Origin of the sequence: Chryseobacterium sp. KBW03 (genome assembly GCF_003852415.1) — a bacterium.
Classification (GTDB): Bacteria; Bacteroidota; Bacteroidia; order Flavobacteriales; family Weeksellaceae; genus Chryseobacterium; species Chryseobacterium viscerum.
In genome coordinates this window covers 272,678-291,161 of the sequence record NZ_QAJO01000002.1, presented here as the reverse complement: position 1 = coordinate 291,161, position 18,484 = coordinate 272,678, and the positions used below count along the sequence as shown (strand labels likewise).

The following is an 18,484-nucleotide window of genomic DNA, read 5'->3' as shown; positions in this document are numbered from 1 at the left end:
TTTTTATAAACAAAATTGTGTCTTGCCTCTTACAAACTCTTTATTGCCGATTCCAAAGCCAGTTCCATCATTGGATTCAAAGCTTTTTCTCTTTCGTCAGCAGAGATTTTTTCGTGTGTTGGGATAATATCCGTTACCGTAAGGATAGTAGCCGCATTTTTTCCTAAATGCTGAGCATTCGCAAATAAACCGAATGCTTCCATTTCTACTGCAGGACAGTTGTATTTTGTAGCAATTTCAGGAGTAGCAGGATCTTTTCTGTAGAAAATATCACTACTGTGGATGTTGATTGCCTTAGCGTTTAATGATAAATCTTTAGCCGTTTCATTGATGGTAGTAAAGATATTCCCCTGATGAGGAAGAATTTCCTCTTCAATTCCCCATGCATATTTGGCGTAAGTACTTTCGCTGGCAGCTTTTTCAATATTTAAAATATCAAAAAGTTTAAGATCAGTATTGTAAGCACCACAAGTCCCGATTCTGATGATCGTATCTACTTCATACTCTGTAAACAACTCAAAAGAATAGATCCCAATGCTTGGGAAGCCCATTCCACTAGCACCTACTGTGATCTCTTTTCCTTTATAAAGACCTGTATAATAAAGAATACCTCTGGTTTTGCTTACCAGTTTAGCATTTTCTAAATAATTCTCAGCAATATACTGTGCACGAAGCGGATCCCCCGGCTGCAATACTACTTTAGCAATTTCTCCTTTTTTTGCACTGATGTGAATACTCATAATGTTTTTTTGAATGGCACAAAGATAATAACTTTTAGTTTGTTTCTGTCATTACGAAAATGGAAACAATGAAGCCATCTCTGATCAACAGAATATATAAGATATTACTAATAAATGTTTTAAATAAAATTTCAGGTACTGTCTTTTGTATAAATCAAAAATTAAATCTGGTAAATACAGAACAATAAAAGAATAGTGTGGAGCAGGTATCATGAAGACAGTCAGGCTACTTTTGCAGAAGTGAAATATTAAAAATATTAAAAATGAAAATTGAGCATATTGCCATTTGGGTTAAAGACCTTGAAAAATCCAGAGCATTTTATCAGAAATATTTCGGAGCTATTTCCAATGAAAAATACCACAATCCTGTCAAAAACTTTCAGTCTTACTTTCTAAGTTTTGATAATGGGTGCCGTCTTGAAATAATGACCAGATCAAACATCAAAGAAACCGAAAATTCTTACGAATCCCAGCACTATGGAATTATTCATCTTGCATTTTCAGTAGACAGTAAAAAGAAAGTAAATGAACTTACAGAGATATTGAGGAAAGACGGATATACCATTGCCGGAGAACCTCGTACAACAGGAGACGGCTATTACGAAAGCGTAATTCTTGATCCGGAAAATAATATCATTGAAATCGTATCACAGTAAGCCATGGCGACGAAGCAATCTTTATAGTAATGAATACGCAATCTCAAACCTTATAGGTTTTTAAAACCTATAAGGTTTAAATTTTAAATGGTAACCTTGCTGAAAATCTTAGATTTTCTTGCACTTTAAAGCATCATAATGCTTATAACTTTTGCGTCTTTGCGTTTTCCAACACTTTAATTCCATATTTAACATGAATCTTCTCCACAAAAATTTTATTCTCAACGAAATAATTTTATTTTTGTTAGATCATGGAAACCAAGTCACCGTTTTTAGACACGATCTTTTTACTTCGTAAAGAAGAATGTATTACTCTTTTTTCAAGCTTACAGAAAATTTCCCCTCAGGAAGAGTTGGAAGCAGGAGATTATTTTGAAACAGAATTTGAAAAAGAAAGACTGGAGTTTCTATCCGATCAACTGACTTGTAACAAAGAAACAGCCGTATGGGCTGCAAAAATTCTCTATCATAGTGCACAGCTTTATCTGATCAGAGAAAATACTGAAAAAAATATTGAAAATCTTATTCCCGGATTTAAAGGAGTCCGGGATATTTCTTCTATTTTATCCGCAGATTTATCACTCAGGTTTTTACCGCAGGTCATTGTGGCTTTAAACGCTGTCGATTCTGAAGATCCTTTGATTGCCATGCTGGAAGATATTCTGATGCAGTTTCACTATTCGGGAATTGGGTATGATCTTGATCTGAAAAATGTGAACTGGAAGGAAGAATTAAAAGACAAAACTTACCGGAAACTATACCTGGAAAGAATTGTTGAAAAAAGAGATTATAAACTGGCGGAAATTCCGTTTATCAATAAACTAATAATAGCCGAATTCGGAATACACAAAGATGCATTCTGGCGGGAACTAAAAACGATAACCGAAAACAACAATGAAAATGGATGAGAAAGTATTTGAATTTTTATCTGACCCAACAAAAGAAACATTCCTGAAATGCCGTGATGTGGTAATCAAATATCCTTATCAGAGACTGGCATTTTCATTCAGCAAAAGAAATGAAAGGGAAGTACGTATAGAAGAGGAGAAGCCTCAAAATAAAGTGGTGGAAATTTTAATTTTTTAAATCAATGAATCAGAATATAAATCAACTCAATACAGTTCTTAACTACGTAAAGGATACTTTTGTAGGTAAAAATGATGTTGTAGATCTGTTGGGGATCTGCCTTTTGGCAAGAGAAAATGCCTTTTTGTACGGACCTCCGGGGACTGCAAAATCCGCAATTGTAAGAACGCTGGCAAAAACAGTAAAAGACGGCAAAAATTTCGAATATTTATTAACCCGTTTTACAGAACCGAACGAGATATTCGGACCTTTTGATATCAGAAAACTGAAAGAAGGAGAGCTTCTCACCAATACAGAAGGAATGATGCCCGAAGCTTCCATGGTTTTCCTGGATGAGATCTTCAATGCCAATTCTGCCATCTTGAATTCACTTCTGATGGCGCTCAATGAGAAAATTTTTAAAAGAGGAAAAGAAACAAAGCACTTGCCGGCACTGATGTTTGTAGGAGCAAGTAACGTTCTTCCGGAAGACGAAGCATTGAACGCATTATTTGACCGTTTTCTGGTAAGAATCAATGTAGATTACGTAAATCCTGAATTATTACAGCAGGTCCTTTTAGCAGGAAGAAAACTGGAGAACGAAGAAGAAACGGAAATTCCGGAAATTCATGCCGATGAGATCAGACAGCTTCAGAATCTGTGTAGAACAATAGACCTTAAACCCATTTATGAAGTCTACCTGAATACGATCATCAATCTTCGAAATACAGGTATTGCCATTTCAGACCGTAGAGCGGTGAAACTTCAAAACCTGATCGCTGCCAGTGCCCTGATCTGTGGAAGAAAAGAAGCCGTACTTTCCGATCTTTGGGTCTTGAAGCATATCTGGGATACAGAAGAACAGATTGAAATTCTGGAAGGAATTATCAACAGGACCATCGAGAAAGATGACCATCCGGATTCCCATCCACAGGCTATGCACAACAAAACACCCAATCCTGAAGAAGTCATGAAAGATGTGACAATTCTTGTGGAAAAATGGAATGGTGGAATGCTGAGTTTTGAAGAACAGAATGTAATAAAAGATAAACTGAGATACCTGCAGACCCGTTGTGACTGGATCAGAAATCCGGAACAGAAGCAATATATCCAGCAAGAAATTGAAAGCTTATGGCAGAAGATCCTTCAAAGCGTTTAAAAGAATTCTGGGCAGAACTTCCCCGTCCCGATGAAGATTTTCTGGGCTCCATCAGAGACTGGAAAAATATTCAGATTGCCGTGGAAGAAGAAACAATCTGGCTGAGAGGCTTTACCGATGAGCAGGCAGCAGCTCCTGAAATACAGCAATTACCGGATTTTATTCTGTATGAGCTTCGGGATGGCCTTTTGTTTAGGAAAGAAGCTTGGGTTCCGAGTAAAAAAATGAGAACAGCATTGCTTTGGATACCTATAGACAAGGCCTTGCAGCTTACTTTTCCGCCTTCGAATCAAAACTATTTTGGAATTCAGGAACAGGTTCAGGTAAGGGTAAAAGAAAGCAACGAAGAACAGCCTGTAGTTGCTTTATTGAGCAATATTGTTGATATTAAGGAAAGTATTACAGCATTACCCAGGTTTAAACTTGAAAAAATAAAATGGACTGTTCTGGGAGATAAAGCCCTGTTTATGGGTATTCCATTATTGAGCTTTCCCGGAAAGACCTATTGGACAAAAGACAGACATTTACTGCCGGCAGGCCTGGATTTTGAATTTAAAAATGTAAGTACGCTGCTACAGCAAAAATATAATAAAGAGTCGGAAGGATGGTTGCTTTGGGATGAAAATGGAAGCTACCTTTTAATAAAAGAAACAGATTTCCGCCCGTTGTCAGTAAGCTCATTTCGTCTTACAGAAAAATCAAGAGAATGGAATTAAAGGCCTATTTCCAGTCCTATGAAAACTACTTCTGGGAATGGAAAACTGATGAAGATGTTCCCGGTGATTCCGGTTATCACGAAAACAATCTCCTCTCGGTTCCGGGAGTGGGAGCGATAGCTTACAGGCCTTATGTGATGGAGATCCTTAAAGAACTTCAGCCGCAGGGATGGCCTCCGTTCGGGGCATTGCTTATAGTGGTGTATGCGATGCAGGACGGATATGTAGATTTTGCCGGCCCGTTAAGACGTACAGCTGAGTTTTACAGTGGAGAGGATTTCGAATTCAATGTGGAAAGACAAATTGAATTTCTTGAAAAAATACGATCGCTTCCCAAAGTTTACAAGCAGAAACAAAACAGAATTGTACTTCTGCAGACCTTATTCAAAAATGGGCACAACAGAATATCTTCAGTGAATGCTGAAGCTCATATAAGAATCTATTATAAAAGACCGCACGAACTGGCTTCTTGTGCAGAACAGCAAGATACTGGTTCATTAGCCTTAAACAAAGATTTAAGTGCTTTGGATCTGAACGAAAAGTTTCCTACCGCGCAATCTATCATTGATGCTATGAAAGGCTTGGTTGATGAGCCGGAGTTGGATGATGAAGTGGTAGAAGAAGAAACAACAGCGGATACCGATAAAGATTTTATCAAAGAATTGATTGAAGAGCCCAAAACATTTCAGGTAGGAAGTCTGATCAAAAGAATATGGAGCGGGCTGAAAATTCCGATGCGTCATCTTTCTCCCGGAGAACAGCCTATCGGAGGGATATCTGATATGACCAACAAAGGTGACTTTCACAGAATGCTTCTATCCGAATTTGCCAATGAAGATGATGTTTTTATGAATCGTGTGGCCAATAATGAAGCCCTTTACATTCAAAGAGAAATTCCGCCCGAAGAAAATGTTTTCGAAAGAATTATCCTGATTGATACTTCCCTTAGAAACTGGGGGACGCCAAAAGTATTGGCTTTTGCCTCTGCCATTGCGGTCATCAAACATCCGAAAGCCCATTCTGAATGTAAAGTTTTTGCTTTAGGACAGGCAGGTGTTCCTATTACCCTCAACAAGGTGGAAGAAGTCGTTGAAAACCTTAATCAGGTGAGCCCGGTTCTCGAAGTTTCGGAAGCGTTGGAACATTTTTTTAGTCAGGAACACACCGAAAAAGATATTGAAGTTTTCTTTATTACTCATCAGGACAATATGGAGGATGAAAAAGTTCAGCGGGTAGTTCATCAGAACAGAGACCGGCTTAAGTTTTTGGTCACTACCACTTCAGATGGTGAGATTAATTTTTATAAACATCACAAAGGAGCCAGAAAACATATTCAGAAAATAAAACTTCCATTGCAGGAGCTGTGGGCCAATCCCCCACAACAAAGGCAGTCTGTTCATAACTTCAATGGAAAGAAAACGGATCTTCCGCAAAACTATCCGGTCTTATTTCCAACCCCTGTTAATAAGATTGCTGAGTTCTTATATGAAGGAGAATTTTTCATTCTGAGTTCAAAAAAACAATTGTTGAAGACTTATCTTTCTGATAACTATTACGACAAACATTCCTATGATTACTATAAAACACATCATGGCTGTGAAGTATTATTCGATAACATTTCTATAAAACCAAAAGGACAGTTTGCTCTTGCCAAAAACAGACAGCAGCACTTTATTCTGTGCCAGTATCAGGTTGAGCAAAAATTAATATCAAAGCTTAATCTTAATACAGGAGAATATTCTGAGCAGAATCTCACAGGGATGAATGTTCCGGAGTCCTACAAACTGGCTTATTTTGGGCGAAGTTTTTACCTGCATCATCCGGATAATCCTACCCATTATAAAATAAATATGGATGGAAATATCTCTGTAGAACCTATTACCGGAAAGGATAAAGAATTTGAGAAAAATAACATAAAAGCCGAAGCTGAAGTCGCCAAACTCAAGGGAAGCGGATTGAGGATTATCAACAATTTCCAGAAAATAGGAATCAATCAATATGAAAATCTGGTCATTTCCGGAAATGAATTGTACAGTGCCTCAGAAAATACCCTGAATTTTTCCAGAAGCAAATATGATATTAAAATTTTTGCCGAGCAGCATAAAAATAAATTTACATTTCCCGATGGAAGCGAGATTATTACAGACTCACGGGGAATGCTGACTTTCCGAAGCAGTAGCAAGAGTATTGAAGAGTTTTTCATCCCTTCCACTGCTAATGGATTTCTCTCTTTGGCAACCTATACCGAATTTGGAGGCTCAGAATATTATCTCCCGGAGCATGCTCTGCTGAAAGTAAGAACAATGGATGATATGTGTGACAGGTTTTTGAAACCGTTTATAGAACAGATTTTGGATTATGGAACTTAGAATAAAACCTTTCCCGAAAAATAACTATCCCAAAAAGGGGCTTTTGATCAGAGGCTCTTCACCTGTGGTTTGGCTTCAGGAAATGGAAATGCTTGGGATTGATTTAAACCAGGTAAGATCCTATGCCATTCCGGCCAACATTCCCAATGTACTGTACGGTTGTTTCCTTGTTTTTAATGACAATGCCCCGCAGGAAATAGGCAGGAATGCTTACTTCCAGTGTGTAGATAACAGGCTTTTTATCCCTGAAAACACTACTTTTTATCCTAAAATAAATCCGGAAGACTGGGCACAGCTTGATTCCCATTTTCTGATTATGCATCCCGAATTCGGACTGGTAAAACTATCTGAAGAAATCGACTGGATCTCATTGATTCAGCAACCCGGCATTATCGATGAAAGTATCAGAAAACCTCTGAACGGAGTTTCAATTCCTCAAAAAATTGAAAGCTATACCGTTGAAATGGATGACGAAAAAGTGATGGAAACATTACAGCCAAAACAAACCGAAGAAGAATGGATGAACAACCTGCCGTTTGACCTTAAAAAAGTAATGGCCGGGAATAAAAAAGAAATAGAAAAGTATTTAAAATACATTGAAAAATATCCTGAAAGAGCAGTAGAACTGGGCGTTTCTCTTGATGTTATGGGAACTTCAAGAGGGGATGGCTTTGGAAAATTCACCTGGCTGGAAGGATTATTTGGCGGAGGTTCCAAAGGTAAAATAGAGAGTACAGGAACAAAAAATTTCCGCAGAATATTCTGGGCAGTTATTATTGCAGCTATAGTCTTAAAGATTGCATTGCCTTCAGATAAAAAGAACCCCGAACAGGACGAAAATGCTACTTCTTCAGGGAAAATTGTAAACAATGCTGTAAAAGCACCTTCTGATATGATTGCTTTCCAGTCCGGAACCTCGGAAATTGATCTTAAGATCGATTCCATATACCATCAGACGAGAAAAGGATTATCCAAAGAACTTCTTAATGCCGGAATCATTGAAACAAAAACAAAAGAAGCCAAAGAAAATTATAAAAAAGCCGGTGGCAGAGAAGTAGGAGAAATAGGAAAAGACATCGAAAAGCTTGTGAATAAAGAAAAGCAAAGCCGGGATTCTCTTAAAACCATTTATACCAAAAAAATTACAAAACATATAGAAGAAAAAACAGAGAAGCTGAAGCATACAATTTCAGATTCCCTGAAGCAGTATACCAGAGGTAAACCTGTAAATGGGGACGTCGTAAAATTTCTTCTGAAGAAAAGAAAGGCTTTGATGGCTGACTCACTGGGGAAACTTTACGGTACACTGGATATTGTAGATCCTTCTTCCGCATCCATTGATCAATCAAAGGTTAAAGGAATGGGCTCCGAAGGAACTCCGTTGGAGAAAAAAGCCCCGGTTTCAGACATCATGTATATGGTAATCCTGATGATTGCCGGCGTAGGATTGTATTTGTTCCTATTTAAAAATAAATCATTAAACCTTGGTGGCGATAATGTACCTGCCTGGGTGAAATTTATTTTAATCGCAATCCTTGTAGCTATGCTGATTTATCTGTTCTATCCGTTGGTAGAAATGTTTGGATACAACTGGTTTGTCTGTGTTCTTGTGATTTGTGTGATGCTACTTTTGTATCGTCTTTTCAGAGATGATAAAACCATTTTAAACTCCGATGATGATGAATAAACAGAAATTTATAGACAAATTTATAGCTGCATTCATGGTGTTGGCCCTATTTAAGGTCATCGGAATCGTTGCCCAGCTTTTCCATGAGAGTTTCTGGAGTGTCATAGGGACATTGGTTATTTTCTTAATAGCCGCCTTTATTATCCTTATTGTGATCACTTCTTTAAAAGATAAAGAACAAAACAACAGGAACTCAGCAGGAAGAAAAGGGAGTGGAAGCAGCAATTTCTACCTGGAAAATTCCCTTTTTGACAGGATCCGCAGCAAATACGAAGAACTTGCCGAAAAATATATTGCTGAAAATGATTATAAAAAAGCAGCAAGAGTTTACATGAATCTGCTGCAGGATAACTACAGAGGCGCAAAAACGCTGGAAAATGGTGGGTTCTACAATGAAGCAGCCGTAGTCTATCTTAAAAAACTGAACAATAAATCCGATGCTGCAATTTGTTATGAAAAAGCAAAGCAATACAAAAAAGCAATTGACCTTTACAAAGAAATGGAGCAGAAAGAAAAAGTAGGAGATCTCTATAAAGAAATCAACGATCTTAAAAATGCCCATACCTATTATCAGATCGTTGCAGATGATTATGTTACCAATAATCAGATGGTAAAAGCTTCTTTAGTATTTCGTAAAAAAATGGAAAAAACAGAAGATGCACAAAAAGTATTGCTGAAAGGATGGGAAGAAGACAAAGATGCATTCAACTGCTTGAATAACTACTTCGCCAATATCTTTGATATTAAAAAACTGGAATCTGAAATACAGTATTTATATCAAAAAACTCCGGCTCACAAAAAGATCACTTACCTTGAAGCGATGAAGCATGAGTTCAAAAAAGACCCGAAATTACATGCAGCAACCCGAAATATAGCCTATGAGATCATTGCAGAGAAAGTAGCTACCCGTTCCGAAATTGTGAATGAACTGAAATTTTTTAATCCCAATGATGAGGTGATTCTGAAAGACATTTCCAGATTCAAAACAGGAAGAAATAAAATGTTCAGAAATTAAAGGATAAAAAATAAAATGGACAATACTGCTAAATATCTTCATTTTAAATATGATAACAAAAATCCTTTTGAAATTGTACAGGAAATAATATCAAAAGGCAAATCACCATTGTATGCAATAAAGGAAATTAAGGGGAAATTTCCTGCATTTTCATTAATGGAAGCTAAAGAAGTCATTGTTATAGCAACTTCAGACCATAAAAGTCTTTATGATTACCAAGGAGAGTTACTCATACAACTTGAAAAACTTGATGAAGAAATAAACAAAAATAATTAATAGATTGGAAAACTTTGTATGATGAACTTTTAATAGACTGCTTCATCAAATCAATGGTAATTGATTCCCCTTAGCTCCCTTAAAATAAAAACCTCTTGAAATAAAACTTTGCGTTTAAGATAGCACAGCAATTCTATTTTGTTGGAAAATCGCAAAGTCGCAAAGGTTTTCTAAGTTTTATGTATAATTTTTAAGACGCAAGAAAATCGAAGATTTTCGGCAAGTAAACATTAAAAACTTCTTATAGATTAAACATATTTTCGCAGATAAAATCCTTGAGCTTTATAAGAGCTTTTTTGATGTCATTTAGTGCCTTTACATATCCAAAACCTTCCCAAGCTTCTGAAAATTATAAAATAATATCAAAAAATATTTATCTTTGCCCCAGAAAATTATGACAATACAAAGAGCACATATCAATGCAGAACTATTCGAAAGTCCTTCTAATAAAGGGTTATTCGGGTATGATGAGGTGATATGGAATGAGGCGAAATGTGCTGACTTTGGAAATTATTTACTATAAACTTGTAAAAAATTAATCAAAATACAACAGAAACGTCTCGAAAAATCGAGGCGTTTTTTGTTTTTTAGGTCAGAAATTATTTAGAATGAAAAAAAATAACTATAAACATGAAAATTTTTTAATTAACAATGAAACTTTAATACGATAAAATAGAGTGATAAGCAACCCAATGAGAGACAGTCATTTAGGTAATTAAGATATCTGCAGAATATTGCGGGCAGAAATTCCCTATTCTAAAAATAAAGCGTAATCAATTGATTATCAATAATTTAATTTTAAAATTTATTTGCGGATTCCAAAAATTCATATTTACTTTGCAACCGAAAATTGAAAGCAACAGGTTTTCAGGATTCAATTAAAAATAATTTAGAAACAAACAAAAATAAAATGAAACAGTTACACAACATATTCAATCAATATTCAAGACTATTCGGACAGGAGCCGACAGGAGTTCTGTGTATTCTTGATAGTGAAATTGTGGATGAAAGGTGCTTATATACGTGGGTCAGCTAATGATCTTTTACGTTAAAATATATGAAGCGCCTCCCGAAAAGAGGCGCTTTTTTTATGGTTTCTTTAGCTTATTTGGTAAAGCGCCGGTCTGTGGAACCGGAGAACAGGGTTCGATCCCCGGAGATACCCAAAATATAAAATCTCATAGCTCAAGTGGTTAGAGCACCGGTCTTTTAAACCGGGAGTTGAAAGTTCAAATCTTTCTGGGATTACCAAGCGGTTCCGTAGCTCAACTGGATAGAGCATGGGTTTTCTAAACCCAGGGTTAGAGGTTCAAGTCCTCTCGGAATCACAAAAAGGTTCATGGAAAATTTCCAATCCGGCTGTCTCCCGGAAAAGAAACAGAAGTGAGCCCCAAAGCTGGAAAGATAACGGTGGTTGTTTACCCGTCTTGGACGCGGGAGGTCGCAAGTTCGAATCTTGCTTTCCAGACAATTTGTTCCATTAGCATAGAGGTAAGTGCATTCGGCTTTCTACCGAACGACAAGGGTTCGATCCCCTTATGGAATACAAATGATTTCGTAGCTCAAGTGGTTAGAGTGTCGGTCTGATACGCCGAAGGTTGAAGGTTCGAGTCCTTCCGGAATTACAATGATTTTGTAGCTCAATTGGTTAGAGCACCGGTCTGTTAAACCGGAAGTTGAAAGTTCAAGTCTTTCCAAAATCGCAGGTAACTAATTGTTAATTGTTTCAGGAGAAAAAGTAAAAGTTTGTCAAGAGCAGAAGATCTTTACACCAAACACAAAAGTACAGACAAGCTTTTTCTGATCTCTCCAAAGAACAGTTAGAATGAAGAATATCATTTATAAAATTTTAGGTAAAAATAAAGTTTGCCAAGCGCAGAAGTTCTTACATCAAATAAAATCAGAGCAAACTTTATTTTTTATAAATCTGATGGTTCGCCGAAGTGGAAGAGTCGGGACGGTCTGCAAAACCGTTGTGTAAACTGAGTGGGTTTGAATCCCATAACCATCTCAATGAAAGAGCGATGAGATAGGATCACTCTTATGAAATATCCTTTATTAATAAAAGAAAAAGGCTGTCGAGCGCAGAAGATCTTTAGTCAAACATTCAATATAGACAGGCTTTTTCTTTTTAAAATGAAAATGAGAAATTACTGATTAACCATTGTTAATTACTCATGAAATCCGGAAGTACGCCGAAGTTGGAGAGTCGGGGCAGACTGTAAATCTGTTGCTTCATAGCTGAGTAGGTTCGAATCCTACTACTTCCACCCAACCACTGATAATGTAATGGCAGCATGCAGGAAATGTACTCTTGTTGTTCAGGTTCGATTCCTGGTCAGTGGATTAAAGCTCTATTCGTCTAACGGTGAGGACGCCTGCCTTTCGAGCAGAAAATAAGGGTTCGATTCCCTTATAGAGTACTGGATGTGAATAGCTGGTCAATATTGAATTGATATTAATACCATGAAAGTTCAGATTTTTTTTAAAAATTGGCCAGTTACCATTCACAAAAAAAAGAAGAAAAGAAAAAAAGGACTGTCAAGAGCAGAAGATCTTTAATCAATAAAAATAAAGACAGCCTTTTACTTTTTTTAAAATAAAATATAATTAGGAAATGAGAAAGGTTTGTCAAGCGCAGAAGATCTTTACAAACACTAGCAAGCATAGTTTATAAACAGACAGAGCTTTCTCAAACCTAGATATAATATGAGTAATAAGTAAGGAATAATGAGTAATAACCATAGATTTTCATATTACTAATTACTAATAAATTACGCCTCTCTATTCCAATTGGCAGAGAAAACGGCTTTAAACCCCGTAAAGTCCCAGTTCGAATCTGGGGAGAGGTACAGAATATGATTAATAAGCAATGGATGATGAGTAATTAAACAGCACAAAAAATTACTAATTACCGATTACTCATTACTAATAAAAAAACCTGCGGGAATGGTGGAATGGTAGACACTCTTGATTTAGGATCAAGCTTTTGGGGGTTCGAATCCCTCTTCCCGTACCAAAATATAAGCAATAAATAATGAGCAATGAGTAATGATGCAAGCAGCAGATTTTTATATTACTCATTACCAATTACTCATTGCTTATTAAAATCCGGAAGAGTGGTGTAGAAGGTCTGCACGTTAGTCTGAAAAACTAAAGGTACAGGTTCAATTCCTGTCTGTTCCGCAAAAATATGAATGATAAGTAATGAGCAATGAGTAATCATTGATACCTGACTAGTTTCTGGCATTACTCATGATCAATTACTTATTACTCATAAATTTAAACTCTGATTCATAGTGTAATAGGCAGCACACAAGATTTTGATTCTTGTAGTTTAGGTTCGAGTCCTAATGAATTAACAGCATTTACTCTGATAGTGTAATGGCAGCATCTCAGTCTCCAAAACTGAGGGTATTGGTTCGAGTCCGGTTCGGAGTGCAAAAAATAAAAAGTAACGACTCGTTATCGTTTATTAATTATCAATAATCATTTATAAATTTAAAACATGTAGAAAAAATGGAAACGCAACAACAAACATGGCAGAATATGAACGGAAAAATTTTCCAACACTCTATCATACAGCTGGTAGAAGAAGCCATCATTCGCGAACAGGCAGACGGACACCGTCTGAAAGTATGTGTGGGATCAGACTCTCATGTATATGGAGATGCCATCAATTATGCTACGGCAGTGGTATTTATTCGTGAAGGAAAAGGAGCGTTTACCTTTATCAGAAAAGAAAGAGCAATACAGAGTATCAGTATCAAAGAGCGAATGCTGAATGAGGTCAACAAATCCGTAGAAATTGCATACGCTATCTGCTCTGTGTTGGATACTTATGGGGTGGAAATGGAGGTACACGCAGACATTAATACCGACCCGGATTTTAAATCCAATGTAGCATTAAAAGATGCAATGGGATACATTCTGGGAATGGGATATGTGTTTAAAGCAAAACCTTTTGCCTTCGCAAGTTCCAATTGTGCTGATATGATGGTATAAACTTAAATATAATAATAGTGGACATTTTTAGATATATTCAAGATATAAAAGCACATCTGAAATTCACCTTTGATGAGGTGGACGGATGGTTCAAAAAAGATAAAGAAACGTTGAATGATCAGCCTTCAAACGGAGGCTGGACAGTTCAACAGATTTTAGAGCATATTTATCTTACGAATTTTTATCTGCTGATCCTTATTGAAAAAGGCTCCAAGAAAGCTATGAAGAACTCTTTGAATCTTGATCTGGAATTTGAAATGAGAAACTACAGCTTTAATAAAGAAAACTTTGACAAAGTAGGTGAGTATGCTGCTTTTGAATGGATAAGACCAGAACATATGGAGCCAAAAGGAGAATTAAGTTTGAATGAAATCAGAAGCTTGATTACTCAGCAATATCTTCAGTGTTTAGAATACTTAGAGGTGATGAAAAATGGAGAAGGTCTATTGTATAAAACGACAATGACGGTGAATGAACTGGGAAAAATCAATGTATATGAATATATTTATTTTCTTTCCCTTCATGCCCAAAGGCACATTACCCAGATGAAGAAAAATGAATCAGAAACAATTAAAAACTAAAACAAAAATGATTTTTAAAACATATAACGCTATAGAAAATGCTTACCAGGCCCGCGTGATCGAACAGATCAGGATGCAGGGTTTTGGGGATGAGGTTTTCATTGTACAGGAAAAAGTTCACGGGGCTAATTTCTCTTTCTTTACCGATGGAAAGGAAATTAAAATCGCGAAGAGAACTGCTTTCATCGAAAAAGATGAGAAATTTTTCAATGCACATCAGATGTTGGAACGCTACAGAAAAAATGTAATAGAAGTGTTTCAAAAAGTGAAAACCATCTATCCGGATGTTGAAACTGTGGTAATCTACGGTGAATTGTTCGGGGGCGGTTACAAACATAAAGAAGTGGAACCGGTAAAAGATGCTGTGAAGGTACAGAAAGGTATTGAATATACGCCTCACAACGAATTTTACGCTTTCGATATTAAACTGAATGGGATTACCTATTTGGATACAGAAGTGGCCAATCAGATTTTTGAGGAGACAGGATTTTTCTATGCTAAAATCTTGTTCCAGGGAACTTTGGAAGAAGCTTTGAGATTCCCCAATGTTTTCAATTCAAAAATTCCGGCTTGGCTGGGACTTCCTGAATTGGAAGATAACATGTGTGAAGGTACCATTGTGAAAACCTTGAAAACCCAATACTTTGGAAACGGTGCAAGAATCATTCTGAAAAATAAGAATGAAAAATGGGTCGAAAAATCCAAAATGGTTAGAAAAGAAGGTAAAACTGTTCAGAAACAGGTCCATTTCGGTGAAAAAGCTCAGGAAATCTGGGAAGAAATACAAAAATATGCTACTGCCAACAGATTGAATAATGTGGTAAGCAAAATTGGCGAATTCGAACCTAAAATCATAGGTAAGGTTATTGGTCTTTTTTCACAGGATATTTTAGAGGATTTCCAAAAAGACTTCCCGGCAGCTTTCACTACGATTGAAAAAGAAGAGCAGAAAAGGATCAACAAAAAGTTGAATTCTTTAGTCATTGATTTTATAAAAGAAGAGTTGATGACTCTTAAAGTGTAGTTTCGGTAATTTTTTACCGAAACTTTTTTATGTATAAAAACGCAGCCATTACTGTCAGAAAAACACTTCGAGATATTACTAATGAAAGTGTGAGAATGCCTCTCCTTTAGATGGGTGGCGGAAATTCAAAAACTTTTGACGGGGTGGTTTAAAAAAAGAAAAAACAATGTTACAAGCAGAAATAAAAAGTCTTTTAAAAGAAGACATCAGTATATTGATCAAAGTTCCCAACTCAGGAAAGCATTATTTGTGTGATTGTGGTGAAGCAAGCTTATTGACGGTGAAAGAAGTACAGTCTATATCAGCAGTATTCATCAGTCATACCCATATTGATCACTTTTCAAATTTTGATGGAATTTTCAGACATCAGATCGGAAGTGGAGAAAAAGTGGTGATCTGCGGACCAAAAAATATTCATCAACAGGTTGAAGCAAGGTTAAAATCTTACACCTGGAATCTGATTGCTGAAAACGCGATTGAGTATGAAATCCGGGAGATTGTTTCAAAAGAAGAAATTAATGTTTACTCCCTTCGTCCACCACACTGGAACCTTGAATTGATCAGCACGCAGGATTTCCTGTTTGAAGATGAATACATCAATGTTGATTTTGCCATTCTTGATCACAAAACAGATTCTATTGCTTATCTGTTTAAAGAAAAAGATTCGGTCACCTTTAATGAAGAGGCTTCCGGCTTTAGAAAAGGAAAATGGATCAGTGAGATGAAGACCGCTTTTGAAAATAATGATGTTGATAAAGAAATCGAAATTGAACAAACAATGTACAAAGCAGCGGATTTGTTTCATCTGTTGACCCGTAATGCAGGGTATAAGCTTGGTGTTATCATGGATCATGCAGTAGACGAAAACAATTACAAACAAATAAAAAACGTGTTTGGAGAAGCTGACCTGGTATATATCGAAACATTTTATAAAGATACAGACCAGGAATTTGCAAAGATCAATTATCACAGTTTCGCTTCTGCATCAGGAAAAATCATGAATGAATGCGGGGTGAAAGAAGCAATACCGATTCACTTTTCAAGAAGATATACGGAGAGCGATCAGGAAGAAATTGAAACAGCTTTTTATCAAGCATTTCGCAAGAATTAATTAAAAATATTTAAACCTAAAACTATAAAAATTACAGATTGAATTTGTCATTGACTACGTCGAATCTTGAAGGAAAAATCTGTTTAAGGAACTTAAAGATTCTTCACTCCACTTCTGAACTACGTTCGCAGACCGTTAGTCTGTATTCAGAATGACATTGAGAGTGTTATAGTTTAAAAAAAAATAAAAAAATGAAACCCAATATATTTTTTACAGCAGACCATCATTTTGGTCACGAAAATATTATAAAATTTTCCGAAAGACCCTTTGAATCTATCGACCATATGAATGAAGAACTCATTAAAAGATGGAACAAGAAAATTCAACCCGGTGATACAGTCTATCATTTAGGAGACATGAGTCTGGGAAAGCCGGATTTTACCAAAGAAATTTTAGACAGGTTAAATGGTGACATTCACCTTATCAAAGGCAATCATGAAGGAGCGGCTTTAACTTATCCCAAGCGGTTTGCTTCCATCAGAGATTACCACGAACTGAGAATTGATGAGCCTGACCAAAGTAACGGAAAACAAAAAATCATTCTTTTCCATTACGCCATGCGTACCTGGAATGGCTCGCACCGCGGTGTATGGCAGTTATACGGACACTCACACGGAACATTGCCGGATGATGAGATGGCTCTGAGTTTTGACGTTGGGGTAGACTGCCACAATTTTTATCCGGTTTCCTATGAGGAAGTCAAAGAATTGATGAAGAGGAAAAAATGGACGCCTCCATTTGCCCCTAGAAATTAACAATTAACAACGGAAAGGAAGCTGAAGGGTAGGAGAAGTAGAAACCTAACTAACTTCTAACCTCTAGCTTCTAATTTCTAAAAAAATCATGAAAACAACCAATGAGATCATAATCATCGATCTGGAAGCTACATGCTGGGAAAACGACAGAATTCCCATCGGGCAGAAAGTCGATATTATAGAAATAGGGATTTGCAAATTAAATGTAACATCAAAAGCAATTTCCCAAAAACAAAGCATTTACGTCATTCCTGAACGTTCAGATATCAACAGATTCTGCACACAACTGACAGGAATTACTCCACAGCTGATAGCAGAAAAAGGAATCTACTTCGAAGAAGCCTGTGAAATAATCAAAAATGAATACCATTCCAAACCCCTTACGTGGGCTGGATACGGAAACTTCGATGGAGAGCAGATCATAGAGCAGTGTGATTGGCTTGGTATAACCAATCCTTTTTCAGAAAACTATATGAATGTGATGCATGAATTCAAAAGACATTTCAAATTGCACAAACAAATAGGGCTTAAAAGAGCCCTGAGTCATCTGAATATGGATTTTGAAGGCACTCACCACAGCGGAGCAGACGATGCTTACAATACAGCCAGAATTTTAACTAAGATTCTGTAAATAGTAATTAGGCTGGAAGACAGAAGCTGGAGGCTGGAAGTAAATTAGACACTGTGAAAACTTCCCGCATCCCTCTTCCTCCCTTTAACAATTAAGTTTTAAACAAGTGAAAACAACAGAAAATATATTAATAGTAGACCTGGAAGCGACATGTTGGGATACCCGACCGCCAAGAGGCCAGGAAAGCGAGATCATCGAGATCGGTGTATGCATCATGAATGTAAAAACCGGTAAGATCTCTAAAAATGAAGGGATTTTAGTAAAGCCCCAATATTCAAAAGTAAGCCCGTTTTGTACAGAGCTTACTACGCTTACCCAAAATATGCTGGATAACGAAGGAATCATGCTGGATGATGCATTTGATATCCTGAGAGCAGAATACGATTCAGAAGAACTGACGTGGGCGAGCTATGGAAACTACGACCTGAATATGCTTCAGGATCAGGCAAGAAGATTCTACACAGATTATCCTATGAGTGATGATCATATCAATGTAAAGACATTATTTGGCGAAATTCATCCTACGATCAGGAAAAGTGTTGGGATGAACAGGGCTTTGGGTGAATTAGGCTTTACCCTGGAAGGAACCCATCACAGAGGAGTGGATGATGCAAAAAACATTGCGAAAATCCTGCACTGGTGCCTGAAAAATTATTAAATAATCTGAAATAACAACAGGTCATTTTAAAAATGG

At 36.7% G+C, this 18,484-nt stretch carries 19 protein-coding genes and 13 tRNA genes; 31 read left to right on the top strand and 1 reads right to left on the bottom strand.

Going from position 1 to position 18,484, the window contains the following annotated elements:
• Window positions 1–29 precede the first annotated feature (29 nt).
• Window positions 30–740: a purine-nucleoside phosphorylase gene (gene deoD / locus DBR39_RS03375; protein ID WP_103231396.1), complete on the bottom strand. Its 711-nt coding sequence runs from the start codon at window positions 738–740 to the stop codon at window positions 30–32.
• Between the two features lie 263 nt (window positions 741–1,003).
• Between deoD and DBR39_RS03370 the strand changes: the two genes are divergently transcribed.
• From DBR39_RS03370 to DBR39_RS03230, 31 genes are all read left to right on the top strand, one after another.
• Window positions 1,004–1,396 (top strand): VOC family protein, encoded by a 393-nt coding sequence (locus DBR39_RS03370; protein WP_124530844.1) that lies wholly within the window; start codon window positions 1,004–1,006, stop codon window positions 1,394–1,396.
• Between the two features lie 251 nt (window positions 1,397–1,647).
• On the top strand, window positions 1,648–2,304 hold the full coding sequence (locus DBR39_RS03365) for a hypothetical protein (RefSeq protein WP_124530843.1): 657 nt from the start codon (window positions 1,648–1,650) through the stop codon (window positions 2,302–2,304).
• A complete protein-coding gene (locus tag DBR39_RS03360) occupies window positions 2,297–2,482 on the top strand; it encodes a hypothetical protein (protein ID WP_124530842.1) in 186 nt (61 codons plus the stop codon). The genes DBR39_RS03365 and DBR39_RS03360 overlap by 8 nt, the downstream gene beginning before the upstream one ends.
• A 4-nt stretch (window positions 2,483–2,486) precedes the next feature.
• A complete protein-coding gene (locus DBR39_RS03355; protein WP_103234728.1) occupies window positions 2,487–3,620 on the top strand; it encodes an AAA family ATPase in 1,134 nt (377 codons plus the stop codon).
• Window positions 3,593–4,336, top strand: coding sequence for a hypothetical protein (locus DBR39_RS03350; protein WP_124530841.1), 744 nt, complete (start codon window positions 3,593–3,595; stop codon window positions 4,334–4,336). Before DBR39_RS03355 ends, DBR39_RS03350 begins: the two co-directional genes overlap by 28 nt.
• Window positions 4,327–6,705: a hypothetical protein gene (locus tag DBR39_RS03345; protein WP_124530840.1), complete on the top strand. Its 2,379-nt coding sequence runs from the start codon at window positions 4,327–4,329 to the stop codon at window positions 6,703–6,705. Before DBR39_RS03350 ends, DBR39_RS03345 begins: the two co-directional genes overlap by 10 nt.
• Window positions 6,695–8,392 carry an APC family permease gene (locus DBR39_RS03340; RefSeq protein WP_124530839.1) on the top strand — a complete coding sequence of 566 codons (1,698 nt, stop codon included), beginning with the start codon at window positions 6,695–6,697 and terminating at the stop codon, window positions 8,390–8,392. Before DBR39_RS03345 ends, DBR39_RS03340 begins: the two co-directional genes overlap by 11 nt.
• The gene (locus DBR39_RS03335) at window positions 8,385–9,407 is read left to right on the top strand and encodes a hypothetical protein (protein ID WP_124530946.1); all 1,023 of its coding nucleotides are present in this window, start codon (window positions 8,385–8,387) and stop codon (window positions 9,405–9,407) included. Before DBR39_RS03340 ends, DBR39_RS03335 begins: the two co-directional genes overlap by 8 nt.
• 15 nt (window positions 9,408–9,422) lie before the next feature.
• Window positions 9,423–9,683: a hypothetical protein gene (locus DBR39_RS03330; RefSeq protein WP_124530838.1), complete on the top strand. Its 261-nt coding sequence runs from the start codon at window positions 9,423–9,425 to the stop codon at window positions 9,681–9,683.
• A gap of 394 nt (window positions 9,684–10,077) precedes the next feature.
• A complete protein-coding gene (locus tag DBR39_RS03325; RefSeq protein ID WP_047428305.1) occupies window positions 10,078–10,206 on the top strand; it encodes a hypothetical protein in 129 nt (42 codons plus the stop codon).
• 387 nt (window positions 10,207–10,593) lie between these two features.
• Entirely contained in the window at window positions 10,594–10,719 is a 126-nt protein-coding gene (locus DBR39_RS24505) for a hypothetical protein (protein ID WP_262697051.1), read from the top strand.
• A 62-nt stretch (window positions 10,720–10,781) separates the two neighbouring features.
• Window positions 10,782–10,849: transfer RNA gene (locus tag DBR39_RS03320), tRNA-His, on the top strand.
• Between the two features lie 8 nt (window positions 10,850–10,857).
• Window positions 10,858–10,934: transfer RNA gene (locus DBR39_RS03315), tRNA-Lys, on the top strand.
• A gap of 3 nt (window positions 10,935–10,937) precedes the next feature.
• Window positions 10,938–11,011, top strand: a tRNA-Arg gene (locus DBR39_RS03310).
• Between the two features lie 68 nt (window positions 11,012–11,079).
• Window positions 11,080–11,151: transfer RNA gene (locus tag DBR39_RS24135), tRNA-Pro, on the top strand.
• Window positions 11,152–11,234: 83 nt separating this feature from the next.
• A tRNA-Ile gene (locus tag DBR39_RS03300) sits at window positions 11,235–11,308 on the top strand.
• A gap of 4 nt (window positions 11,309–11,312) precedes the next feature.
• Window positions 11,313–11,386 (top strand) — tRNA-Asn (locus tag DBR39_RS03295).
• A gap of 226 nt (window positions 11,387–11,612) precedes the next feature.
• Window positions 11,613–11,694: transfer RNA gene (locus DBR39_RS24130), tRNA-Cys, on the top strand.
• 175 nt (window positions 11,695–11,869) lie between these two features.
• Window positions 11,870–11,953 (top strand) — tRNA-Tyr (locus DBR39_RS24125).
• A gap of 81 nt (window positions 11,954–12,034) precedes the next feature.
• Window positions 12,035–12,106, top strand: a tRNA-Glu gene (locus DBR39_RS03290).
• A gap of 355 nt (window positions 12,107–12,461) precedes the next feature.
• Window positions 12,462–12,535, top strand: a tRNA-Leu gene (locus tag DBR39_RS03285).
• Between the two features lie 91 nt (window positions 12,536–12,626).
• Window positions 12,627–12,702 (top strand) — tRNA-Leu (locus DBR39_RS03280).
• Window positions 12,703–12,796: 94 nt separating this feature from the next.
• A tRNA-Phe gene (locus tag DBR39_RS03275) sits at window positions 12,797–12,869 on the top strand.
• A gap of 184 nt (window positions 12,870–13,053) precedes the next feature.
• Window positions 13,054–13,124, top strand: a tRNA-Trp gene (locus DBR39_RS03265).
• Between the two features lie 78 nt (window positions 13,125–13,202).
• Window positions 13,203–13,688 (top strand): ribonuclease H-like YkuK family protein, encoded by a 486-nt coding sequence (locus tag DBR39_RS03260; protein WP_124530836.1) that lies wholly within the window; start codon window positions 13,203–13,205, stop codon window positions 13,686–13,688.
• 17 nt (window positions 13,689–13,705) lie between these two features.
• Window positions 13,706–14,269 carry a DinB family protein gene (locus tag DBR39_RS03255; RefSeq protein ID WP_185147125.1) on the top strand — a complete coding sequence of 188 codons (564 nt, stop codon included), beginning with the start codon at window positions 13,706–13,708 and terminating at the stop codon, window positions 14,267–14,269.
• A gap of 7 nt (window positions 14,270–14,276) precedes the next feature.
• Entirely contained in the window at window positions 14,277–15,293 is a 1,017-nt protein-coding gene (locus DBR39_RS03250; RefSeq protein WP_185147124.1) for an RNA ligase, Rnl2 family, read from the top strand.
• Window positions 15,294–15,459: 166 nt separating this feature from the next.
• Entirely contained in the window at window positions 15,460–16,404 is a 945-nt protein-coding gene (locus DBR39_RS03245; RefSeq protein WP_124530833.1) for an MBL fold metallo-hydrolase, read from the top strand.
• Window positions 16,405–16,595: 191 nt separating this feature from the next.
• Window positions 16,596–17,159: a metallophosphoesterase family protein gene (locus DBR39_RS03240; protein WP_124530832.1), complete on the top strand. Its 564-nt coding sequence runs from the start codon at window positions 16,596–16,598 to the stop codon at window positions 17,157–17,159.
• An 88-nt stretch (window positions 17,160–17,247) separates the two neighbouring features.
• Window positions 17,248–17,790: a 3'-5' exonuclease gene (locus DBR39_RS03235; RefSeq protein ID WP_124530831.1), complete on the top strand. Its 543-nt coding sequence runs from the start codon at window positions 17,248–17,250 to the stop codon at window positions 17,788–17,790.
• Between the two features lie 106 nt (window positions 17,791–17,896).
• Entirely contained in the window at window positions 17,897–18,448 is a 552-nt protein-coding gene (locus DBR39_RS03230) for a 3'-5' exonuclease (RefSeq protein ID WP_124530830.1), read from the top strand.
• Window positions 18,449–18,484: the final 36 nt, after the last annotated feature.